This is a genomic window from Magnetospirillum sp. XM-1, assembly GCF_001511835.1.
In the GTDB taxonomy this organism is placed as follows: domain Bacteria; phylum Pseudomonadota; class Alphaproteobacteria; order Rhodospirillales; family Magnetospirillaceae; genus Phaeospirillum.
Map to the genome: position 1 here is coordinate 2,063,186 of NZ_LN997848.1, position 21,792 is coordinate 2,084,977.

The window sequence follows — 21,792 nt, forward strand, 5'->3', positions numbered from 1 at the left end:
ATCGCAACTCGACACCCAGCCATGAGAAAGGCTCATGGCGGAAGGGGGCGGGATGGGGAGGCTTGTGTTCCGGTGCCGCTCTTTGGCCCCAAGGCCGCAGCCACCCTGGCGAACCGGCATGGGCTGGTGTAGCTTCGGCGTTTCCGTAGCCTGAAGGGCGATCGATGACCTTCGAACAGGGGCTGGCGTTCACCATCCTGGGCGCCACCATCTTGATGTTCGCGCTGGACAAGCTGCGCTACGACCTGGTGGCGCTGCTGTCGCTGTCGGCCGGGATTCTGGCGGGGCTGGTGCCGCCGGAAAAGGCCTTCCACGGCTTTTCCGATCCGGTGGTGGTGGTTGTGGCCGCCGCCCTGGTGGTCAGCGCCGGCATCGAGCGTTCGGGCGTCATCGAGCATCTGATGAAGCCGCTGGCGGCGCTGAAATCCCCCGACGCCCTGATCTGCACCCTGGTGGCGCTGGTGATGGTGCTGTCGGCTTTCATGAAGAATATCGGGGCGCTGGCCATCTTCATTCCGCTGTCCATCCGTCTGGCCCGGGCGGGGGGAATTCCGGTGTCGCAGATCCTGATGCCGCTGTCGTTCGCCTCGCTGCTGGGCGGGGTAATGACGCTGATCGGCACCTCGCCCAACATCATCGTGTCGCGCGTCCGCCTGGAGCTGACCGGCAAGCCCTTCACCATGTTCGACTTCACCCCCGTGGGCGTCGGCATCTGTCTGGCCGGCATCGGTTTCCTGGCCTTCGCCTGGCGGGTGTTGCCCAAGGACCGCCAGGGCAGCGCGGCGGGCGGCGGCTTCCGCATCGAGGACTACCTGGCCGAGGTGCGCATCGAGGCCCATTCCCCGCTGATCGGCGCCACGGTGGCCGATCTCGAGCAATTGTTCTCGGGCGGCGCGGTGACGGTGGCCGCCATCATCCGTGACCAGGGGCACCGCTATGTCCCCGGCGGGCATTGGGAGTTTTCCGAGAACGACGTCCTGGTGCTCGAAGGCGATCCCATGGCCTTGAAGCCGCTGCTGGACACCGCCGGGCTGGTGCTGATGGGCGGCGGCGGATTGGGAGGCGAGGACACCACGGTGATGGAAGCGGTGGTGATGCCCAATTCGCCGCTGGTGGGCAGCTCCGCCGTCCGGAGCGCCATGCGGCGGCGTCACGGCATCGCGCTGCTGGCCATCAGCCGGGGCGGGCGGCACATGATCGAGCGGCTGCGCCAGACCGAATTCATGGCCGGCGACGTGCTGGTGGTCGAGGGCAATGGCGAGGCCATGCCCGGCACCCTGGCCCAGCTGGGCTGCCTGCCGCTGGGTCAGAAGGCCATGCCGTTTGCCCGCAAGTCGGCCTGGCTGCCGGTGGGCATCGCCTTCGCCGCCATGCTGTCGGTGGCGGTGGGCGTCATGCCGGTGGCGCCGGCCTTCTTCCTGGGGGCGGTGGCCATGGTGCTGCTCGGCTGCCTGCCGCCGCGCGACGCCTACGAGGCCATTCACTGGCCCATCATCATCCTGCTGGGCGCGCTGATCCCCATCAGCGACGCCATGAAGAGCACCGGCGCGTCGGACCTGCTGGCCGGATGGCTGGCCATGGCCGCTTCCCAGGTGCCGGTCCACATGGCGCTGGGGCTGGTGCTGCTGGCCTCCATGCTCCTGGCTCCCTTCCTCCACCACGCCGCCACCGTGCTGTTGATGGGCCCCGTGGCCGCCGGCATGGCCATGAAGATGGGACTGGCCGTCGATCCCTTCCTGATGGCGGTGGCGCTGGGCGCGGCCAGCGACTTCCTCACCCCCATCGGCCACCAGTGCAACACCCTGGTGATGGGCGTCGGCGGCTATCGTTTCGGCGATTACTGGCGGCTGGGATTGCCGCTCAGCATCATCGTGCTGGTGTCGGGGACCCTGCTGATCCTGATGTTCTGGCCGATTTGATTTGACTTCGCGTCTGCGAAAGCGCAGGGTCCGCCGGTCCGGACGATTCGCGTCCGGCTTGCTCGCGGGCAGCGCGCAATGGCCTGGTCCCCCCGATGGACCGCCCTTCGCCCCGAGCCTTCTTTCCCTTGCCCATAGCTTCCTGGCCGCGCGTCCGGGAGGAGCCAGACGAAAACCGCATCTTGGCGGCGCTCGTCCCGCCGTCCGTCCCCGCCCCGTGTGGGCGCGAGGGATGACGGCCTGTTGAAGAAAGAGACCTGATGACCGTTCTGTTTTCCGAACTCGGCCTGGCCGAGCCCCTGCTCAAGGCGCTCGAGGCCGAGGGCTACACCACCCCCACCCCCATCCAGGAACAAAGCATCCCCCACCTGATCGAGGGGCGCGACGTCCTGGGCCTGGCCCAGACCGGCACCGGCAAGACGGCGAGCTTCGCCCTGCCGCTGCTCCAGCGCCTGGATGCCTTCAAGAAGCGCGCCATGCCCAAGAGCTGCCGCGTCCTGGTGCTGACCCCCACCCGCGAACTGGCGGTGCAGGTCGGCCAGAGCTTCCGCACCTATGGCTGCCATTACCGGCTGCGCCACGCGCTGGTGTTCGGCGGCGTCGGCATGGTGCCGCAGATCAAGACCATGGCCGGCGGCGTCGACGTGCTGGTGGCTACTCCCGGCCGCCTGCTCGACCTGATCGACCAGGGCGCCATCCGCCTGGATTCGGTCGAGGCGCTGGTCCTCGACGAGGCCGACCGCATGCTCGACATGGGCTTCATCCAGCCCATCCGCAAGATCGTCGCCATGGTGCCGAAGCAGCGCCAGACCGTGCTGTTCTCGGCCACCATGCCCGATTCCATCGTCGGCCTGGCCAATTCCGTGCTGCACACCCCCGTGCGCGTCGAGGTGACCCCGGTTTCCTCCACCGCCGAGAAGATCGAGCAGAAGGTGCTGTTCGTCGACCGCGAGCACAAGCGCACCCTGCTGACCGACATCCTGGCCGGCGGCGACGTGGTCCGCGCCCTGGTCTTCACCCGCACCAAGCACGGCGCCAACCGCGTCGCCGAACTGCTGGAGAAGGCCGGCATCAACGCCGACGCCATCCACGGCAACAAGTCCCAGGGCGCCCGCCAGAAGGCCCTGGCCGATTTCCGTGACGGCCGCATCAAGGCGCTGGTCGCCACCGACATCGCGGCGCGCGGTATCGACGTGGACGGCATCACCCACGTCATCAATTTCGAGCTGCCCAACGAGCCGGAAAGCTATGTCCACCGCATCGGCCGCACCGCGCGCGCCGGCGCTTCCGGAATCGCGCTGTCGCTTTGCGACAACGACGAAGTGGCCTATCTGCGCGATATCGAGAAGACCATCCGCCAGGCCATCCCGGTGGATTACGAGCAGCCCTACCACGCGCCCCACATCGCCACCCGCGGCCTGCCCGGCGGTCCCCGCGCCACCAAGCCGCCGCAGTCGCACCGTGGCGGCGGCGGCGCCGGCAGGGGCGGCCATCCGCAGCAGAGCCGCGGCGGCAATCCCCACGGCGAGCACGGCTCCCATCCGGCCAAGGGCCGCGACGGCGCCAAGCACACCCATGCGGGCAAGCCGTCTTCGGCCAAGCCCTCCTCGGGCCGTCCGGGTGGCAAGCCCGCCGGCAAGCCGGGTGGAGCCCGTCCCCAGGGCGGCTTCAAGGGCATGCCCGGCGGCAGCCGCAACGCCGCCAGGGGCTGATCTTGCGGGCGGGACGCCCGCGCTCCGGTAAATCCCATGGAGCGCGGGCGTCTCGCCCGCTTACCGTCTCAGCCCAGCACCATGCGGGCCAGGCGCGGTGCGTTGACGCTGACCGGCAGCGCGCCGCCCTCGATCTCGGCCAGGGTGAACCAGCCCACCGCCTCGGCGTCGTCGGCGGCCACCGGCTCTCCCCTGGGCTCCAGGCAACGCACCACGTTGAGGACGTAGTGGTAGCGGATGCGGCCCTCTTCATCGGGGCTGATCACTTCGAACACATCGACCACGCCCTTGGCCTGGGCGGCAAGCCCGGTCTCCTCGGCCAGTTCGCGCAGCGCGGCCGCCGCCAGGGTCTCGCCCACCTCGACCAATCCGCCGGGAAAGCCCCATTTGCCGCGATCGGGCTCCTTGGCGCGCCGGACCATCAGCAGGCGGCCGCCGCGCTCGACCAGGGCCAGCACGCCGGGCAGGGGGTGGGACGGATATTCTCGCGCCATGGGGCTCTCTCTCCAATTCTTCCGACAATAGGGGCGACCGGCGTCGATGTCACTTCCGGACGGCTTGCCACGCGGCGGGGGCGGCTCTAGTATGGAACCTCTTGAATTTTCACTCTGGTCAAGTGGGCCGACGGGGTTCTCATGGGGTTGGCCGCCTTGCGGGCGCCGGACGTGACAGCCGGCACGATGCCGAAACCGCACGAGCGTGTCGCCGTGCGGATGGGGTTGCTTTTTGCCGCGCTCGCCGCGTTCGTCGTCGGAATCGCCGCCTTGGCGGTCTGGGTCTCGTGGCCGGACGAGGCCGAGCGCAGCCTCGGCTGGCTGCTGGCCGGGCTGGTGCCCATGCTGGTGGGCGTGTCATTCGTCATCGGCATGGTGATCGGGCAAGGAATCGACCGTCGTCTGGCGGCGGCAAATCCTTCGTCGCCGCAGGCCGGGGCCGAGTGGTGGAACGACCCTCTCGGCCTCGACGCCGCCTTCCGTTCGCTGGCGCGCCGCTACGAGCAATCCATCCGGGACGTGGAGCGGCGCGGCCATGCGCTGGTGGCCAATGCCGAACGGGTGGCCCAGCTGGGCTCGGCCGAGCGCGACCTGCTGACCGGGATCGGACGCTGGTCGGACGAGTTCCACGCCATCCTCGGCATCACGCCGGGCAGCTGCGTCCCATCGGCAGAGGTCTTTCTCGAGGTGGTCCATCCCGGCGACCGGGCCGACGTGGCCGAAATCCTGCGCTCGGCCACCGAAGGCGGGGGGCGGCGCGAGGCTGAATTCCGCATCGTCCGTCCCGACGGCGAGGTCCGGATGCTGCGCGGCGGCGTCGAGGTGGCCTGCGACGCCGACGGACGGCCGGTGCGGCTGGATTCGACCATTCAGGACATCACCGAGCGCAAGCGGCTGGAGAACGAGCTGGACGGCCTGATCCGGGAATTGTGGCGCTCCAACGAGGAGCTGGAGCAGTTCGCCTATGTGGCGTCCCATGACCTTCGCCAGCCGCTGCGGGTGGTCGGCAGCTACGTTTCGCTGCTGGAAGAGGAACTGATGGGCAGCCTGGGCGGCGAGTCCCTGGAATACATGGGCTTCGTGCGCGACGGCGTGCGGCGCATGGACCGGCTGATCACCGACCTGCTGGCCTATTCCCGGGTCGGCAGGGTCATCGGCGATGCGCCCTTCCCGGTGGCCGAAGCGGTCGATTCGGCGCTTTCCGACCTGCAGATCGAGATCGAGGATTCCGTGGCCGTGGTCGGCGTGGCCTCGAACCTGCCCATCCTTTACGGGGACCGGGGCGAGATGGAGCGCCTGTTCCTCAACCTGATCGGCAACGCGCTGAAATACCGCCGCCCCGACCATCCGCCCCATGTCTCGGTCGAGTGCGAGGACGCCGGCGATGAATGGCTGTTCCGGGTCCGTGACAACGGCATCGGCATTCCGCAGGAATATGCCGAGAGGGTGTTCGGCATCTTCCAGCGCCTGCATGCCCGCGACGAATACGAAGGCACCGGCGTCGGGCTGGCCATCGTCAAGAAGATCATCGACCGCCATGGCGGCTCCATCCGGGTGGAGCCGTGGGAGGGCGAGGGGACGGTGATGGCCTTCAACTGGCCCAAGGCCCCCCGCCACCCCGAGGCGGAGAGCTGATCCACCGAGCCGGGCCTTGCGCCGGAAGGTGAATTGAGACAGGGTCTCTATGGGTATCCAATCATCCGGACGGCGACGTGGCTTCCAGGGACATTCACGACATCTTGCTGGTGGAGGACGACCCCGGCGATGCCGGTCTGGTCCGCATCGCCCTGCGGCGATCACGGCATAGCTGCCGCCTGCATCACGTCAAGGACGGCGACGAGGCCATGGGCTTCCTGCGCCGGGACGAGGCCCATTCCCAGGCCCCGCGCCCCGACCTGATCCTGCTCGACCTCAACCTGCCGGGCCGTAACGGCCACGAGATCCTCGAGGAAATCCGCGCCGATTCCGCCTTGTGCTCCATTCCGGTGGTGATTCTCTCCACCTCGGGGGCCGAGCGCGACATCAAGAAGGCCTATGCCCTGGGAGCCAGCAGCTACGTGTCCAAGCCCATGGACGTGGAGGCCTTCACCGCCGCCATCCATTCCATCGGGGATTTCTGGTTCGGCACCGCCCAGTTGCCCACATGAGCACGCTGCCCATCCGCGTCCTGCTGCTGGAGGATGATCCCGCCGACGCCAGGCTGGTCGTCCAGATGCTGCGCCGGGTCAAGACCACGTCCTTCGAGGTCACCGTGGTCGGGCGCCTCGCCCAGGCGGTGGAGCGGCTGTCGGACCGCATCTCCAGCTTCGACGTGGTGCTGGCCGATCTGGGCGTGCCGGATTCGTCGGGAATCGCCACCCTGGACGCCCTGACCCAGGCGGCGCCCAGCCTGCCGGTGGTGGTGCTGACCGGCAACGACGACGACGCCATCGCCCTGGAATCCTTGAAGCGCGGCGCCCAGGATTATCTGGTCAAGGGCCTGGGCGACGCCTTCATCCTGTCTCGGGTGGTGCGCTACGCCATCGAGCGCAAGATGGGCGAGGAGGTGCTGCGCGACGCCCGCGACAGCGCCGAGCAGGCGGCAAGGGCCAAGTCGGTGTTCCTGGCCATGATGGGCCATGAGATCCGCACCCCGCTCAACGGGGTGCTGGGCATGGCTCGCCTGCTGCTGGAAACCGATCTGGACCCGCGCCAGCAGGCCTTCGCCCAGACCCTGGTGTCGTCGGGAGAGCTGCTGCTGGGGCTGGTCAACGACATCCTCGATTTTTCCCGCCTGGACGCCGAGGGCATGACCCTGGCCGTCGAGCCCTTCGACGTGCTCGACACCGTCGAGGAGGTGCGTCTGGTGCTGGCGTCGCGCGCCGCCGAGAAGGACCTGGCGCTGTCGTGCCGGTTCGGGCCGGGGGTGCGGCGCGAGGTGGCGGGCGACCGCCTGCGGCTGCGGCAGATCCTGTTCAATCTGGTCGGCAACGCCATCAAGTTCACCGATCGCGGCGGCGTGGAGATCGGCGTCGAGCCTCTGGCCGCCAGCGAAGGGCAGGTTCTGCGCTTCCTGATCAAGGATACCGGCATCGGCATCGCGCCGGAGATCGGGGCGCAGCTGTTCACCGAATTCTGGCAGGGCGACAGCGGCGCCGCCCGGCGCTTCGACGGCGCCGGCCTGGGGCTGGCCATCTGCAAGCGTCTGGTCGACCTGATGGGCGGCGTGATCGGCTATGACAGCCTGCCGGGCCAGGGCACCACCTTCCGGGTGGACCTGCCGCTCGCCCCCGCCGAGGCGCCGTCCGGCGAACGGAACGCGGCGGAGCGGCCCTGCCGCGTCCTGCTGGTGGACGACAACGAGGTCAACCGCGAGGTGGCGGCCGGTCTGCTGGAACGGCGCGGCCATCAGGTGGTGTGCGCCCGCGACGGTTACGAAGGCGTCGAGGCGGCGGCGCAAGGCGGCTTCGATCTGGTGCTGCTGGACATGCGCATGCCCGGCATGGACGGCATCGAGACCGCCCGGGCCATCCGCGCCCTGCCCGGCGATGCCGGAACGCCGCCGCTCTACCTGCTGACCGCCAATCCGGTGAAGGAGGACGAGGCGCGCTGGCGCGAGGCCGGCATTCGCGGCTGCCTCGCCAAGCCGTTCCACTTCGACCATATCGGACGCTTGCTGGGCGAACTGGGGGAGGGGGCGGCGGAACCGCCCCCCGAGCCGCGGCTGGTGGGCGTGCCCGGATTGCTGTCGGACATGGGAGACCTGGGCCGCGACCGCCTGGTGGGGCTGGTGGAGCTGTTCCGCTCCTCGTCCTCGGCCGATCTGGCGGCGCTGCGCACCCATGCCCAGGCCGGGCGGCTGGCCGAAGCCGGGCAACTGGCCCACCGCATGGCCAGCGCCGCCTCCAGCCTTCATCTGGGGCCTTTGGCCGCCAAATGCCGGGCAGTGGAGGACGCGGCGCGGGCCGAGGATCCGAACACCGCCGCCCAGGCCGAGGAATTGGCCGAATTGTGGACCCGATCGCTGGCGGCGGTGGGGCGCGTGCTCGATCTGTGACAAAGGGGATGCGGGCGGGACGCCCGCGCTCCAAGGGAAAAGGCCGTGGCCGGAGCGCGGGCGTCCCGCCCGCATCCCTCAGCCGACCTGGGAGCGCGGGCGTCCCGCCCGCATCCCCCTCAGCCGGCCAGCTTGCGGATCAGATCGCCGATCTCGGCCAGCGGCAGGATCGCCTTGCACAGCCCCGTCTGGGCGGTGGCGCCCGGCATGCCGTAGACCACCGAGGTGGCCTCGTCCTGGGCATAGAGCTGGCCGCCGGCCTCGGCCACCACCCGGCCGCCCTTGGCTCCGTCGCTGCCCATGCCGGTCAGCACCACCGCCACGGCGCGGTTGCCCCAGGCCGCCGACACGCTGCGGAACATGGGGTCCACCGCCGGCTTGCAGAAGTTCTCCGGCGGCGCGTCCGACAGCCTGATCAGCATTTCGCCCCCCTTGCGCTCGGCCAGCATGTGCTTGCCTCCCGGGGCGACGTAGACCCGGCCGGCGACGATCTTCTCGCCATCCTTGCCCTCGGCGGCGACCAGCCCGCTGGTCTGGGTGATATGCTCGGCCAGGATGCCGGTGAAGGTCGGCGGCATGTGCTGGGTGATCAGGATGGGGATGCGGGGCTTTGTTCCCCGCAGCTTGCCGAAGATGTCGAACAGCGCCTGCGGTCCGCCGGTGGACGAACCGATGGCCAGGACCTCCACCGGCCCCGATGGCGGAATGGACGCGGGCCGGGGCGGCGGAGCGGCGGCCGGACGAAGGGCGGCGGCCGGCTGGGCGGTCACGGTGGGGCGCAGCTTGCGCGCCGCCAGACTCTTGATCTTGTCGGTCAGCTCGCGCTTGAACCCGCCCGCTCCCGACATTTCCGAACTGGCCGAGGGCTTGGGGATGTAGTCGGCGGCGCCGGCTCGCAGCGCCTGGAAGGTCACGCTGGCACCCCGCTGGGTCAGCGAGGACAGCATGATCACCCGTATGCCGGGCACCGCCTTCAGGATGCCGGGCAGCGCGGTCAGCCCGTCCATCACCGGCATTTCGATGTCCAGGACGACCACGTCCACCGGAGTGCGGGCCAGGGCGGCGATGGCCTGCTCGCCGTTGGAGGCCTGGGCCGCCACCGTGATGGCCGGGTCCTCGGCCAGGATGCGGGCCACCAGGCCACGGACAATGGCGGAATCATCGACCAGCATGACCTTGACGGCGCCTGCGGCGGAAGGCGTGGGAGACCCGGGAATCATGCAGAGCCCTTAGATGCGGAATTCACTCATGTTCGATGGTAGCGCCCCCTTTCCGCGCTTGTCCATGCAGGGTGGGGCAGGGCCGGCATGCGCTACGGTGGCTTGATGTTATGTCCTAGGTATGTAAGTATCTGGCCCTATGAAGATCGAGTGGAACGCACGATACGAGACGGGCATCGCCGAGGTGGACGAGGACCATCGCCGGCTGGTGGATCTTATCAACGATCTAGATGCCATGCTCGACGGTACCGGCGACCTGGGGCGGATCGGCATGATCATCGACGCCCTGGTCGACTATACCGATTACCACTTCAGCCGCGAGGAGAGGCTGATGGCCGGCGTGGGCTATGCCGAGGCGGCGGACCATGCCCTGACCCACACCGAGTTCGGCCATTTCCTCGGCGAGTTGGTGGGAGGATGCATGGTCAATCCCAGCCGGGAGGCCGCAATCCGGGTGAACGACTATCTGCGGGAATGGCTGTTGGACCACATTCTGGTCGAAGACATGAAATTCGTCCCCGTCGTCAAGGCGGGGAGCTGAGCCCCAGCATCAGACCTTCGCGAAGAAGGCGTATCGCAGACTGTCGCGGATGAAGAAATCGCATCCGCGACTTTCTTTTTTCTCCGTGAAGACGTCGCCGATGGTGCAATTCCATCCGCTCCAGTAGGTGCAGTCCCGGCATTCGCGCCGCTTGGCTTTTTCGCCCGCCACAGTACCTCTCCCTATTTGCCGTTGGCGCGGCGGAGAATAGCGGTGGAGTGCGACGGATCCATGACGGCGCCATGACCGTTTCGGGTCGGGATATCGCAACGATGACGCCGGAGAGACCTTCCCGGGGGTAAAACCACCACGGCTTGCGGTCGGCGGCGGGGCCGGTCGGCGAGGGGGCTTGACGCGGCCGATGGCAAGGGGCCCTAATTCCGGCCGGTTCCTTCGACCCGAGAGGCAAGCGTGCAGCCCTCCATGGCAACTACCGACTTTCATCGGACCCTGCTGGCGACCATGGCCGAGGGTGTGGTGGTTCAGGACGCCCTGCGCTGCATCATCTTCGCCAATGCCGCCGCGTCGCGGATTCTCGGCCAAAGCCTGGAGGACCTGATCGGCAAGACCTGCAACGTCGAGGATTGGGACGCCACCCGTTTCGAGGGGCCGCCGCTGACCAATGCCGACCATCCCGCCACATTGGCCCTGACCACGGGCCAGCCGGCGGGACCCATGGTGATGGGAATCCTCCGGGGAAGCGAGCGGGTCTGGCTCCGGCTGCAGGCGATGCCCATCCATATCGATTCGGGCGAGTCCCGGGCCGTGCTCATCACCTTCACCGAGATTTCCGATCTGATCGAATCCAAGACCCGCCTGAGCGACGCTCTGGGGCGGCTCGAACAGGCCCACGCCGCCAAGCAGTCGCTGACCGAGCGGTTGGCGGAGTTCCTCGGGCGTCAGCTGGACGTGTCGCTGGAGACCCTGGCCGAAAGCGAGCAGCGCTTCCGCCTGGCCATGGAGCTGGGCACCTCGGTGGCCTTCACCCTGGATCTGGATCTGCGCTACACCTGGGCCCATTCCTGCCAGGTCGGATTCGGCGACGCGGAACTGATCGGCAAGACCGAATACGACCTTTTCACCCGCGACACGGCCGATCAGCTGTGCGCCATCTATCGCGGCGTGATCGAGACGGGCGTCTCGGTGCGCTGCGACGTGCAGGTCCAAAGCCTGGCCATGCCCAGGCCGCAATATTTCGACCTGATCGCGCGCCGTCTCTACGACGCCCGGGGCGAGACCATCGGCCTGATTTGCGCCGCCATCGACATCACCGACCGCAAGCAGACGGAATTGGAGCTGCGTCAGGCCAAGGAGGCGGCCGAGCGCGCCTCGGCCTCCAAGTCGCGCTTCCTGGCCGCCGCCAGCCACGACCTCAGCCAGCCCATGCAGGCGCTGCAGATGTATTGCGCCATCCTGGCCGAGCGCCAGCCCGAACCGGGGGTGAAGGCCAAGCAATGCGCCAATCAGCTGTCGCGCCAGCTCAAGGCGCTTCTCAGCATGTCGCGCCTGGATGCCGGCGGCATGACGGTGACCCGCAGCCGCATCCCGCTGGGAGAGTTGCTCGACCAGGTGGCCGCCGCCAGCCGTCCGACCGCCGAAGCCAAGGGTTTGAGCCTGCGGGTGGTCAAGACCGCCCTGGCCTGCGAGAGCGACGCGACATTGATGGAGCGCCTTTTGGGCAATCTGGTGTCCAACGCCGTCCGCTACACCGAACGGGGGGGAGTGGTCATCGGCTGCCGCCGCCGCCAGGGCCGCATCCGCATCGAAGTCTGGGACAGCGGCATCGGCATCGCCGAGGAAAACCTGCCGTTCATCTTCGAAGAGCTTTACCAGTTGAACAATCCGACCCGGCGCGCCGACCAAGGATTAGGACTGGGACTGGCCATTGTCGAGCGAATCGCCCGAATCCTGGGTATCTCCGTTTCGGTCCGCTCTGTCTTTGGGAGAGGTTCGGTCTTTGCCCTGGACTTGCCCTGCCCATATGACGTTTGACCTCGGGGCCGGAGTGGATATTATGCCGGCCCGGGGGGCGGTGTGCATTGGATGTGCCCGCCGGGGTTCCACCGGTTGGAGGTCTTTTACGATGAGGCGTCGTCTGCTTTCCGTGGCGGCTGCCATGGCGGTCTCGATGGTGTCGGCTTGCGCGACGCTGCCCGAGGATCCCGAGGATCGCGCCGAGGCCGAGGCCGTCAACGACCCCCTGGAACCGACCAACCGGGCCATCTACGACGTCAACATGTTCCTCGACAGCAATATCGCCGAGCCCGTCGCCGAGGCCTATCGCGACGCGCTTCCGGCCTGGTTCCGCCAGGCCGTCCACAACCTCCTGGCCAATCTGCAGGAACCCTACACCGCCGGACATGATCTGCTGCAGGGCAATCCCGCCGCGGCCGCCGACGCGTTGGGCCGCTTCATGATCAATTCCACCTTCGGCATGCTGGGCACCCAGGACGTGGTGGCCGAAAGCGGCGGGGCCAAGCGCCACAAGACCGATATGGGCGTTACCTTCGCCGTGTGGGGCATGGATGAGGGCCCCTACCTGATGCTGCCGTTCTTCGGTCCGTCCAGCTTGCGCGACGGCACGGCGCGGGTCGCCGATTATTTCGCCGAGCCGACGGGCGCGGTCTTCGCCTCCCAGGGGCTGGGGGTGGTCAACAACGTCACCATGGGCGCCGACATCGTCGATACCAGGACCGAGCATCTGGACGCCATGAAGGAGATCCGGCGGACCTCCATTGACGAGTACGCCGCCATCCGCAGCCTGTATCGCCAGTTCCGCAACGCCTCCATCCAGGCCGCGCTCAACGGCCAGAAGGACAGCCGGGCGACGCCGCCGGGGCAATCGGCGAACGGCGCTCCCGCCGCCAGCCCCGCCGCCGGGACCTCTCCGGCCGCCGCCGCCGCACCGTCCAAGGCGGCCGAGGGCCACGGCACCGCCACGCCCAAGGACGACGAGGTCAAGCCCAGCGCCGTCGAATTCGTCGAGCCCGGCAAATAGGATCGGCCAGCCGGACCGAAAGCCAAAAGGGGCGGTCCCACGGGACCGCCCCTTTCTTGCATTCTGGTGCCGGTTACAGGGTTCGAACCCGTGACCCCCTGATTACAAAGTCCCGGAACCAAGGGTGACCATGCGGTGAAGAAGAGCTCGAGGGCAAGGCTTACGAGGATGTGCAAGGACTGACCCGCGACATCACTCCTCCCCCCTGCATACCATGGGGTACCTATGTCCCCTACTGTCCCCCGAGGACTAACCGGGGACCGCCAGGGCTGTTGAGGAGGAAAGATTATCGCGATGCCAACAGCGTTCGCCGCGCCGGAGAAGGCGAGCATGGACTGCGGCTTTCGGGGCTGGCAAGCGTTGGGTGGTGCGGTGTTTACGGGGGGGGGGGGGGCGCCGTCGTGAGAACTTTTGCCAGCCCAAATGGCAGACCGCAACGCGATGGATTTTGGCGAAGGAGCGATGCATCTCATGTCTTTTGCTTTTGAAGAGCGTCTTCAAGATGCGCTCGCTGGGGCGCCGGAGTTGTTAAATTCCCCCCGTTTCTCTGGGCCAAGGCTTCTGCTGGGGCGCGAAATCGCGGTGCAGGACGAGCCCGTGAAAGGCGTGGGGCCAGAAGCGGAGATGGAAGCCCAATTAGGTCGGGGCAGGATTGACGTGGCGCTTGTCGAAGCTGATGGCACCCCGACCGTGGTGGAAGCCAAGCTCCACGGCAACGCGACGATGGCTGGGGTGCTCGATCAGGCGCTTGGATACGCCCGTGCGATGTTCTCCAACCCGGTAAAGGTGGGGGAGAACCTGCATCGTTCCCTGGCACAACTGGCTTCCCGGTATCCAGATTCGAAGGGTGTCGGGCATATGGTGCGCACGGGCCTTCCCTGTTGGACGTCTGACGATCTGCGGGCTGCCCTGGTTGAGAACCTGCGGAATGGAAAGTGTCGGGTGGTCATCGCGGCCGATGCCGTAGCACCAAAGGTGGTCCGCGAGGCATGCAAGCTCGATGACGCCCCCCCTTTTCTTCAAAAATTCCCATGTGTGGAATGCTATGTCGACCATCGGCCGATAGCTTTCGTTAGTTAGGACACTCCGGTCCAATCGGTCGCGGGGGTACGGGTTTCCAGTCGCTGCCAATAGTTTCAGGTTCGGCATGACGGGCGAACACCCCTCACGCCGGGACCGCTCGACCTGATGGAGGTCTCCAAAAGGCGCCAGGCCCGGACTTGCATCGTAGTAGAGGACCGACGGCAACACCTTGATGCGTGCGACGCGGTACTCATTAGCCGTTCTGTAGAAGCGGTCTTTGATTTTGTTCTTGATGAAAGCAGCTGCGGAAACCTCCCTGCGCTCGACCGTCGCCCAGGTGGCGTCGGCCGTCCGTGGGGGCTGAAAATCGCGTTCGTAGGCTTCGGGAGAGCTGTCAATCCGGTGCGCCACCAATCCGCCGACCTCATTGCGCGCAATGTTGTAGAGCTCGAGGGTGATGCCGTTGTCGAGAGATCTGTGGAGTGCGTATAGCGTGACATAAGCTCGGACAGGTGAAAGTGGCGCCAGCGAGGAACCGTCGCCCACTGGGGCGAAATACGTCTTCCGGGGCATCGCCGAGTTTGCCCAGAACCCGCCGGTCATCGTCACGGGCGACAACTGGGACCAGGGCAAGGGCCTGCGCCGCCAGGGCGAGATGTTCGACGCCGACGTGATCATCAACATCTTCAACGTCGACAAGATCAATAAGGACGCAGGCCGCATCAAGGCCCTGCAGGAATACATCGGCGAAAGCTACTTCGACTACCTGGCAGGTCTGCCCGATCTTGTCATGCTGATGGACGAGGCCCATCGCTACCGCGCCAAGGCGGGCATGAAGGCGGTGGCCGAACTGAAGCCGATCCTGGGTCTGGAACTGACCGCCACGCCCAAGACCGTGGGTGCCAAGTCCGTCGACTTCGCCAACGTCATCTACCGGTACGGTCTGGCCGAGGCCATGGAAGACGGGTTCGTGAAGGAACCGGCCGTTGCCACCCGCGCCAACTTCAACCCGTCCTCGGTCAGCCCCAAGGAACTGGAGCGGATCAAGCTGGAGGATGGCGTTCACGCCCACGAAAACGTGAAGGTCGAACTGGACATCTATGCCCGCGAGACCGGGCGCCCGCTGGTCCATCCGTTCATGCTGGTCGTGGCCCAGGATACCGCCCATGCGCGGGAAATCCGAGAGACCGTCGAGGACGACAAGTTCTTTGGCGGGCGCTACAAGGACCGGGTGATCGAGGTTCACTCGGCCTTGAAAGGCGAGGAGAGCGACGAGGCCGCCGAGAAGCTGGTTGGACTGGAGAAGGACGGCAAGACCGAAATCGTCATCCACGTCAACAAGCTGAAGGAAGGCTGGGACGTCACCAACCTCTACACCATCGTGCCCCTGCGGGCCTCGGCTTCGGAAATCCTGACCGAGCAGACCCTTGGCCGTGGCCTGCGCTTGCCCTACGGCGCCCGTACCGGCGTCGAGGCGGTCGACACCCTGACGGTGATCGCGCATGACCGATTCGATGAAGTGATTCGCCAGGCCCGCGAGGATGGTTCGCCGCTCAAGGTGAAGGCCGTCCAGATCGGCAATGGCGGCGACGTGTCCTTGGAAGGGGCGGTTCTCCTTGAATCCCCCACGGTGCTGGAGACCGTCTTGACCAGCAAGGTGGAGGCCTCCCCGGATAAGCCTGCTCCGGCGCCGATCTTCGACACCCAAGAGGCCCGCACGGTGGCCAACGTAACCTTGCAGGTCATCCGCCAGATGGAGCGCGAGCTTCCCAACCTCGACCAGTTGAAGAGGCCCGAGGTGCAGGAGAAGATCGCCCAGCGTGTGGCCGAGATCACTCGCCCGGCCCAGGGCACCCTGGAAGGCGTCATCGCCGCCGCCGATGTCGGCGCCATCGTCGCCACCGTCACCACCAAGGTGGCCGAGCAGACCATCGAGATCCCGGAGATCGTGGTTCTGCCGACCAGCGAGGTCACCTTCAGCTTCTCCGACTTCGATCTTACCGGCCTGGATCGTCTGACGCCGCAGCCGATGTCGATGGAAATCACCATCCACGAGCTTCGGACCGAGCGGCGCCGCACCATCGCCCGCACGCTGGCCGACCGCCGCGAGGAGCGGTTCGAAGACTATCTGGTGACCCACCTGATCGACCACGACGAGGTGGACTACGACGCCACGGCCGATCTGCTCTACAAGCTGGCGGGCCAGATGGTCGCCCACCTGCGCGGTTATCTCAGCGAGGATGATGACGTCGAGAACGTCCTGCTGACCCAGGGCAAGATGCTTGCCGACACCATCTTCAGCCAGATGATGGCGCACTACGTGGAGACGCCGACGCGCTACGTTGGCAAGGTGTCCAAAGGCTTCACCCTGCTCAAGCCGCTCGCCTTCAAGGTGACGGACCCCAAGGCAGTTCGGGACTTCCGCAAGCCGGTGGTGCCGGCTGGCGACACCAGGAAGCATGTCTTCGACGGCTTCACCAAGTGCGTCTTCCCGCACCAGTCTTTCCAGTCGAACGAGGAGCGCCTATTCGCGGTCCTGATCGACACCCACGAGCCGAAGGTGGAGCGCTGGGTGAAGCCTGGGCCGAAGCAGTTTCAGATCGAGTACCGGCGCCACGAAAAATACGAGCCGGACTTCGTGGTGGAGACCGCCACCGAGAAGCTGATCGTCGAGATCAAGGCCCGCAAGGACATGACCGATGACACGGTGCAGGCCAAGGCCACCGCCGCCCGAACCTGGGTCGGCTACGCCACCCGGCATGCGGCCTCCTATGGCGGCAAGCCCTGGCGCTATGTCCTGATCCCACACGACGAGATGACAGAGAACGCCACGCTGGCCGGTCTGGTCGCCAAGTTCAACATGCAGGCGATCGTGGATGAGGATGTGGCCCTGGAGGCGGCCAGCTAACCTCGCGTCCGCCGATCCTCTGCCCAACGGGGGCAATAGGGGGACTTCCTGAGGACGAGGGAAAGCAAAAGGCCCGATCGCGAGATCGGGCCTTCTTAGTGTGTTGAAATGCATCAAATTTTTGGTGCCGGCTACAGGGTTCGAACCCGTGACCCCCTGATTACAAATCAGGTGCTCTACCAGCTGAGCTAAACCGGCGTCGGGGGGAAATTAGAGGCGAACTCCGCCCTTCGCAAGGGGGAACGGATTACTCCAATCCCATGCAGAACGGCTCCTCGGCGATGAAATTCGTCCAGCCCCATTTGCCGCGCTTGCCCGTGGCGGGATAGGTCCAGGTCCGCACCGGCTTCCAGGTTTCCCCCTCCAGCCGCAGCAGCAGGGCGGAACGGGCCGGCAGGTCGGGGCCAAGTCCCAGTGGGGCGGCCGAATCCGTGCACGACACCAGCGCCAGGGTAAAGCCCTTCGCCTCCATTTCCGCCAGGGTCCGCCTGGTCGGCGTCTGGACGTGGGTCACGGTCAGATCCGGCCGGCGGGGATGGGTGTTGCGCAGCAGCGATTCCAAGGCCATGCCGCTGGTGGAATTGTCCCCGGGCAGGATCAGGGCGATGCGGGCGTCGGAGGGAATCTCGGCGGCCAGGCCGCGGGCCAGGAAGCGCAATTGCGGCTGGGGCTGGTCGCGGTCGAAGCGCAGCAGAATTTCGGCGGCCACCGGGGTGCCCAGCATCAGCGCGATGGCGGTGCCGGCCAGCAGGCGCCGGACCAGGGGCGGCGGCGCGGGGCGTCCTCGTGCCAGGTCGCGCGCCGCCATGACCAGGGCCAGGAGCGCCGCCAGGGACAGTTGGGTGTTGTAGCGGAAATAGGAATGCTCGCGACCGAAATGCAGGAGATAGGTGGCGATCAGGAACAGGGTGAAGAACGCCATGGTCAGCGCGGTGAGCCGCAGCATGGTCCGGGTCATAGCCGATGTCGCCGCGGGCGGTCTGATCGCCAGGCCGATCACCACCGCGAACAGGCCGAACTGGAACGCCTTGTTCTTGGCGACCCAGGCCATGTCGCGCAGGATCTCCACCAGGTGGGCGTCGCGCCAGGCGCCCTTCACGTCGCTGACCAGTTCTCCGGTGGGAAAGCGCAGGACGACATGCGCACGCCACGCCAGGTACAGCGCCAGGGCGGGCAGGGCGGCCAGCACCAGCGGCCGCAGGCGGGGCCACCATTGCTGGCGCGGCTGGCCGAGACCCATCAGCAGGCCGGCGAGGCCCAGGGAGAGGAACAGGCCGATCCCCTGCTGCTTGACGGCGATCAGCGATGCCAGCACCAGGGCAAGGGCGGTCGGCAGGCGGGGCTCGGGCTGCCTGGCTTCCAGCAGGCGCGATCCCAGCCACAGGGCGGCCATCAGGGTGATGGCCAGCGGCGCCTCGCCGTAGCCGGCGAAGGAGACGCGCGGCACGAAGCCGGGATTGATGGCGGTGGCCAACAGCAATCCGAACGCCGCCATGCCCCAGCCGGGGCGCCGGCCGTCGCTCAAGGCGCGGCCCAGCATCAGGGCGGCGGGCAGATGCAGCCAGACCGTGGCCTGGGCGATGCCGGCGGGCGCGAAGCCTCCGCCGGCCAGGGAGCCCAGAAACGGCAGCAGGGCGACGTTGTACGGGGCGACCGGGGCGTCTGAATGGGCCAGGGGGCCGGCGGCGGTGGGAAACACCCCGTGGTCGAACAGATAGGCGCTGTTGGGCAGGATCAGGGCGAAGACGTCCAGTTGGGACGGCTCCATGGGGGCCAGCACCGCCAGCAGCGGCAGGGCGAGCGGCAGCAGGCGGCCGACCTCGGCCAGGTCCTCGCGCCAGGCCAGGCGCCGGGTCAGGACCAGGGCGGCCAGGGCGGCCGCCAGGAAGCCCGTGGCGGGGATGCGCAGCGAGAGCGGCGTCAGCACCCCCCACAGGGTCAGAAGCAGGCAGAGCGCCCCCCAGCCGGCCAGGGCCTGCACGCCCATGCCGAAGCGTCCGGCCAGGACCAGCCGTCCCACCAGGGTCACGGCGGCGAAGGCGACGGCGATCTGCCCGACGCCCAGGAGCCAGACGGGGATCATCCCTCGCGCCGCATCTCGTAAAGCGCCACGGCGGCGGCGTTGGAGACGTTGAGGCTTTCCATCTCGCCGCACATGGGTAGGCGGACCAGATGGTCGCAATGCTCGCGGGTGAGCCGGCGCATGCCCTCGCCCTCGGCGCCCAGCACCAGCACCACCTTGCCCGACAGCTTGGCCTCGGCCAGGGTCTTCGGCGCGTCCGCGGCCAGACCGGCGGTCCAGAAGCCGCCCTTCTTCAGGTCCTCCAGGGCGCGGACCACATTGGTGACCCGCACCAGCGGCATGCGCTCCAGCGCGCCCGAGGCGGATTTGGCCAGGGTGCCGGTCTCGTCGGGGGCGTGGCGGTCGGGAGCCACCACCGCCAGGGCGCCGAACGCCGCCGCCGAGCGCAGGATGGCGCCGACATTGTGCGGATCGGTGACCTGGTCCAGCACCAGCACCAGGGCGGAAGACGCCATCTCGGCGCTGCGGATGACGTCCTCGATGGTGACGGCGGGCAGGGGCTCGACCAGCAGGGCGACGCCCTGGTGGACGGCGCCCGGCGCCACCAGCCGGTCGATGTCGGCCCGGTCCATGGCTTCCACCGGCACCTTGCAGGGGGGCAGGGCCTTGGCCGCCTCGGCCGTCGCCACCAGCCGGCGGACGCGCCGCTCGGGGTTGGCCAGGGCGGCAGTCACCGCGTGAATGCCGTAGAGCCAGATGGACGAACCGCCGCCTCCGCCTCCACCACGCGGGGTTTGCTGGGGCCTTCCCTTGCCCTGGGCGTGGGGGCGATTGCGTTCGTCTCTCTTTTTCATGGGGCTCTCCTGTTGCATCGGCATTTAACCTGCTCTTTTCGGATTGACAAGCCCCCGGAAATTCCCATAAGTACAGCCCTCCCGTCGCCCCGGCAAAAACCGGATGACGGTGTGGAGGGGTGGCCGAGCGGTTAATGGCAGCAGACTGTAAATCTGCCCTCTTATGAGTACGGAGGTTCGAATCCTCCCCCCTCCACCAAATATCCTCCCCAATAGGGCCGGGTGCCCCGGTTCGGGCCGGATGACGGGGAACGGTTTCTTCAGGTCGAGCACCAGGCGGTGCGGCCCAGCGGGACGATCTGGCGGGTGTAGCTCAATGGTAGAGCAACAGCCTTCCAAGCTGATGACGGGGGTTCGATTCCCCTCACCCGCTCCACTCCCCGCCGCCGTACCCGACCGGGACCATGGTTTGACACATGCGGCAGCGCCGCGATCGGACGGGTTGAAAAATGGCCAAGGCTAAATTCGAGCGCAACAAGCCTCACTGCAACATCGGGACCATCGGTCACGTTGACCATGGCAAGACCTCGCTGACCGCGGCGATCACCAAGATCCTGGCCGAGACCGGCGGCGCCACCTTCACCGCCTACGACCAGATCGACAAGGCGCCGGAAGAGAAGGCCCGTGGCATCACCATCTCGACCGCCCACGTCGAGTACGAGACCAGCAACCGCCACTACGCCCACGTGGACTGCCCCGGCCACGCCGACTATGTGAAGAACATGATCACCGGCGCGGCGCAGATGGACGGCGCCATCCTGGTGGTGTCGGCCGCCGACGGCCCCATGCCCCAGACCCGCGAGCACATCCTGCTGGCCCGTCAGGTCGGCGTGCCCGCCCTGGTGGTGTTCATGAACAAGTGCGACATGGTCGACGATCCCGAGCTGCTGGATCTGGTCGAGCTGGAAGTGCGCGAGCTGCTGAGCTCGTATGACTTCCCCGGCGACGACATTCCGATCGTCAAGGGCTCGGCGCTGTGCGCCCTGGAAGACAAGCAGCCGGAGATCGGCCGCGACGCCATCCTGAAGCTGATGGCCGAAGTCGACGCCTACATCCCGCAGCCGGAGCGTCCCAAGGACAAGCCGTTCCTGATGCCGATCGAAGACGTGTTCTCGATCTCGGGCCGCGGCACCGTGGTGACCGGCCGCGTCGAGCGTGGCGTGGTGAAGGTTGGCGAGGAAGTCGAGATCGTCGGCATCAAGGCGACCGTCAAGACCACCTGCACCGGCGTGGAAATGTTCCGCAAGCTGCTCGATCAGGGGGAGGCCGGCGACAACATCGGCGCCCTGCTGCGCGGCACCAAGCGCGAGGACGTGGAGCGCGGCCAGGTTCTGGCGGCTCCGGGTTCCATCACGCCCCACACCAAGTTCGAGGCCGAGGCCTACGTTCTGACCAAGGAAGAGGGCGGCCGTCACACTCCGTTCTTCACCAACTATCGTCCGCAGTTCTACTTCCGCACCACCGACGTCACCGGCGTCGTCGAGCTGCCGGAAGGCACCGAGATGGTGATGCCGGGCGACAACGTGAAGATGCACGTGACCCTGATCGCCCCGATCGCCATGGACCAGGGCCTGCGCTTCGCCATCCGCGAAGGCGGCCGTACCGTCGGCGCCGGCGTGGTTGCCAAGATCGTCGAGTAAATCTCTCGATCCGGCCTTGGCCACATCGCTTCGGCGGTGTTGCCAAGGCCGTCGAGTGTCTGTATAAGGCGTGGCTCCGGTCATGCCGGGTCTGATCCTGGTCCCTGTCTCAGGGGCCGGTGAAGGCTGCAGGAGTGTAGCTCAACTGGTAGAGCACCGGTCTCCAAAACCGGGGGTTGGGGGTTCGAGCCCCTCCACTCCTGCCAACTTTCGACTGTAGAGATATGGCAAAAACGTCTCCGGCCCTTTTCTTCAAGCAGGTTCGCCAGGAAGTCGCCAAGGTTACTTGGCCGACCCGGCGCGAAACCACCGTCTCCACCGGCATGGTGTTCATGATGGTGGTGATCGCCGCCGTCTTCTTCCTGGTCGTTGACCAGATTTTCGCCATGAGCGTGAAGCTCCTGTTCGGTCTGGGAGGCTGAGG

17 protein-coding genes and 4 tRNA genes are annotated in these 21,792 nt (G+C 67.1%); 14 read left to right on the forward strand and 7 right to left on the reverse strand.

The annotated features are described in order from the left end of the window. Positions 1-164: 164 nt before the first annotated feature. Positions 165-1,919 (forward strand): SLC13 family permease, encoded by a 1,755-nt coding sequence (locus XM1_RS09610; RefSeq protein ID WP_068433013.1) that lies wholly within the window; start codon positions 165-167, stop codon positions 1,917-1,919. Positions 1,920-2,179: 260 nt separating this feature from the next. Beyond that, the gene (locus tag XM1_RS09615) at positions 2,180-3,631 is read left to right on the forward strand and encodes a DEAD/DEAH box helicase (protein WP_068433015.1); all 1,452 of its coding nucleotides are present in this window, start codon (positions 2,180-2,182) and stop codon (positions 3,629-3,631) included. A gap of 68 nt (positions 3,632-3,699) precedes the next feature. Here the strand turns inward: XM1_RS09615 and XM1_RS09620 are convergent, their stop codons facing one another. Next, positions 3,700-4,125, reverse strand: coding sequence for an NUDIX hydrolase (locus tag XM1_RS09620; RefSeq protein ID WP_068433017.1), 426 nt, complete (start codon positions 4,123-4,125; stop codon positions 3,700-3,702). Positions 4,126-4,344: 219 nt separating this feature from the next. On the opposite strand from XM1_RS09620, the gene XM1_RS09625 reads away from it, so the two are divergent. The 3 genes from XM1_RS09625 (at position 4,345) to XM1_RS09635 (ending at position 8,161) form a co-directional block, all read left to right on the forward strand. Then, on the forward strand, positions 4,345-5,760 hold the full coding sequence (locus XM1_RS09625) for an ATP-binding protein (protein WP_231920760.1): 1,416 nt from the start codon (positions 4,345-4,347) through the stop codon (positions 5,758-5,760). A 77-nt stretch (positions 5,761-5,837) separates the two neighbouring features. Continuing rightward, complete coding sequence (locus tag XM1_RS09630; RefSeq protein WP_068433021.1) at positions 5,838-6,272, forward strand: response regulator; 435 nt, start codon at positions 5,838-5,840, stop codon at positions 6,270-6,272. Beyond that, complete coding sequence (locus XM1_RS09635; RefSeq protein ID WP_068433023.1) at positions 6,269-8,161, forward strand: hybrid sensor histidine kinase/response regulator; 1,893 nt, start codon at positions 6,269-6,271, stop codon at positions 8,159-8,161. Before XM1_RS09630 ends, XM1_RS09635 begins: the two co-directional genes overlap by 4 nt. Positions 8,162-8,280: 119 nt before the next feature. Here the strand turns inward: XM1_RS09635 and XM1_RS09640 are convergent, their stop codons facing one another. Further along, positions 8,281-9,381: a chemotaxis response regulator protein-glutamate methylesterase gene (locus XM1_RS09640; RefSeq protein ID WP_068433025.1), complete on the reverse strand. Its 1,101-nt coding sequence runs from the start codon at positions 9,379-9,381 to the stop codon at positions 8,281-8,283. A 139-nt stretch (positions 9,382-9,520) separates the two neighbouring features. On the opposite strand from XM1_RS09640, the gene XM1_RS09645 reads away from it, so the two are divergent. Further along, a complete protein-coding gene (locus XM1_RS09645; RefSeq protein ID WP_068433027.1) occupies positions 9,521-9,922 on the forward strand; it encodes a bacteriohemerythrin in 402 nt (133 codons plus the stop codon). A 9-nt stretch (positions 9,923-9,931) separates the two neighbouring features. Here XM1_RS09645 and XM1_RS23930 read toward each other — a convergent pair whose 3' ends face one another. Beyond that, a complete protein-coding gene (locus tag XM1_RS23930; protein WP_156428687.1) occupies positions 9,932-10,093 on the reverse strand; it encodes a hypothetical protein in 162 nt (53 codons plus the stop codon). A 252-nt stretch (positions 10,094-10,345) separates the two neighbouring features. Between XM1_RS23930 and XM1_RS09650 the strand changes: the two genes are divergently transcribed. Both XM1_RS09650 and XM1_RS09655 read left to right on the forward strand, forming a co-directional pair. Then, positions 10,346-11,914: a PAS domain-containing sensor histidine kinase gene (locus tag XM1_RS09650; RefSeq protein ID WP_231920761.1), complete on the forward strand. Its 1,569-nt coding sequence runs from the start codon at positions 10,346-10,348 to the stop codon at positions 11,912-11,914. Between the two features lie 91 nt (positions 11,915-12,005). Continuing rightward, on the forward strand, positions 12,006-12,920 hold the full coding sequence (locus tag XM1_RS09655; RefSeq protein WP_068433031.1) for a VacJ family lipoprotein: 915 nt from the start codon (positions 12,006-12,008) through the stop codon (positions 12,918-12,920). A 636-nt stretch (positions 12,921-13,556) separates the two neighbouring features. Here XM1_RS09655 and XM1_RS09660 read toward each other — a convergent pair. Continuing rightward, complete coding sequence (locus XM1_RS09660; protein ID WP_156428688.1) at positions 13,557-14,621, reverse strand: hypothetical protein; 1,065 nt, start codon at positions 14,619-14,621, stop codon at positions 13,557-13,559. On the opposite strand from XM1_RS09660, the gene XM1_RS09665 reads away from it, so the two are divergent. After that, the gene (locus tag XM1_RS09665; RefSeq protein WP_068433034.1) at positions 14,599-16,851 is read left to right on the forward strand and encodes a DEAD/DEAH box helicase; all 2,253 of its coding nucleotides are present in this window, start codon (positions 14,599-14,601) and stop codon (positions 16,849-16,851) included. The two genes, XM1_RS09660 and XM1_RS09665, sit on opposite strands and share 23 nt — an antisense overlap. A gap of 122 nt (positions 16,852-16,973) precedes the next feature. On the opposite strand, the gene XM1_RS09670 is transcribed toward XM1_RS09665, so the two are convergent. The 3 genes from XM1_RS09670 to rlmB all read right to left on the reverse strand — a co-directional run bounded on the left by XM1_RS09670 (position 16,974) and on the right by rlmB (position 19,728). Then, positions 16,974-17,049: transfer RNA gene (locus XM1_RS09670), tRNA-Thr, on the reverse strand. A 49-nt stretch (positions 17,050-17,098) separates the two neighbouring features. Then, entirely contained in the window at positions 17,099-18,934 is a 1,836-nt protein-coding gene (locus tag XM1_RS09675) for a hypothetical protein (protein ID WP_068433035.1), read from the reverse strand. Next, positions 18,931-19,728, reverse strand: coding sequence for a 23S rRNA (guanosine(2251)-2'-O)-methyltransferase RlmB (rlmB, locus tag XM1_RS09680; RefSeq protein ID WP_068433037.1), 798 nt, complete (start codon positions 19,726-19,728; stop codon positions 18,931-18,933). Before rlmB ends, XM1_RS09675 begins: the two co-directional genes overlap by 4 nt. A gap of 113 nt (positions 19,729-19,841) precedes the next feature. Here rlmB and XM1_RS09685 point away from each other — a divergent pair. The 5 genes from XM1_RS09685 to secE all read left to right on the forward strand — a co-directional run bounded on the left by XM1_RS09685 (position 19,842) and on the right by secE (position 21,790). Then, a tRNA-Tyr gene (locus XM1_RS09685) sits at positions 19,842-19,927 on the forward strand. 103 nt (positions 19,928-20,030) lie between these two features. After that, a tRNA-Gly gene (locus tag XM1_RS09690) sits at positions 20,031-20,104 on the forward strand. A gap of 73 nt (positions 20,105-20,177) precedes the next feature. After that, entirely contained in the window at positions 20,178-21,368 is a 1,191-nt protein-coding gene (gene tuf, locus XM1_RS09695; RefSeq protein WP_068433039.1) for an elongation factor Tu, read from the forward strand. Positions 21,369-21,498: 130 nt separating this feature from the next. Next, positions 21,499-21,574 (forward strand) — tRNA-Trp (locus XM1_RS09700). An 18-nt stretch (positions 21,575-21,592) separates the two neighbouring features. Continuing rightward, positions 21,593-21,790, forward strand: coding sequence for a preprotein translocase subunit SecE (gene secE / locus XM1_RS09705; protein WP_068433041.1), 198 nt, complete (start codon positions 21,593-21,595; stop codon positions 21,788-21,790). The last annotated feature ends 2 nt before the right edge of the window (positions 21,791-21,792 follow it).

Excerpts from the sequence above, each read along its gene's own strand:
- XM1_RS09610 (WP_068433013.1), top strand. The coding sequence starts at position 165 with ATGACCTTCGAACAGGGGCTGGCGTTCACCATCCTGGGCGCCACCATC.
- XM1_RS09615 (WP_068433015.1), top strand. The coding sequence starts at position 2,180 with ATGACCGTTCTGTTTTCCGAACTCGGCCTGGCCGAGCCCCTGCTCAAG.
- XM1_RS09620 (WP_068433017.1), bottom strand. The coding sequence starts at position 4,125 with ATGGCGCGAGAATATCCGTCCCACCCCCTGCCCGGCGTGCTGGCCCTG.
- XM1_RS09625 (WP_231920760.1), top strand. The coding sequence starts at position 4,345 with ATGGGGTTGCTTTTTGCCGCGCTCGCCGCGTTCGTCGTCGGAATCGCC.
- XM1_RS09635 (WP_068433023.1), top strand. The coding sequence starts at position 6,269 with ATGAGCACGCTGCCCATCCGCGTCCTGCTGCTGGAGGATGATCCCGCC.
- XM1_RS09640 (WP_068433025.1), bottom strand. The coding sequence starts at position 9,381 with ATGATTCCCGGGTCTCCCACGCCTTCCGCCGCAGGCGCCGTCAAGGTC.
- XM1_RS09645 (WP_068433027.1), top strand. The coding sequence starts at position 9,521 with ATGAAGATCGAGTGGAACGCACGATACGAGACGGGCATCGCCGAGGTG.
- XM1_RS09650 (WP_231920761.1), top strand. The coding sequence starts at position 10,346 with ATGGCAACTACCGACTTTCATCGGACCCTGCTGGCGACCATGGCCGAG.
- XM1_RS09655 (WP_068433031.1), top strand. The coding sequence starts at position 12,006 with ATGAGGCGTCGTCTGCTTTCCGTGGCGGCTGCCATGGCGGTCTCGATG.
- XM1_RS09665 (WP_068433034.1), top strand. The coding sequence starts at position 14,599 with ATGTTCGACGCCGACGTGATCATCAACATCTTCAACGTCGACAAGATC.
- XM1_RS09660 (WP_156428688.1), bottom strand. The coding sequence starts at position 14,621 with ATGATCACGTCGGCGTCGAACATCTCGCCCTGGCGGCGCAGGCCCTTG.
- XM1_RS09675 (WP_068433035.1), bottom strand. The coding sequence starts at position 18,934 with ATGATCCCCGTCTGGCTCCTGGGCGTCGGGCAGATCGCCGTCGCCTTC.
- rlmB (WP_068433037.1), bottom strand. The coding sequence starts at position 19,728 with ATGAAAAAGAGAGACGAACGCAATCGCCCCCACGCCCAGGGCAAGGGA.
- tuf (WP_068433039.1), top strand. The coding sequence starts at position 20,178 with ATGGCCAAGGCTAAATTCGAGCGCAACAAGCCTCACTGCAACATCGGG.
- secE (WP_068433041.1), top strand. The coding sequence starts at position 21,593 with ATGGCAAAAACGTCTCCGGCCCTTTTCTTCAAGCAGGTTCGCCAGGAA.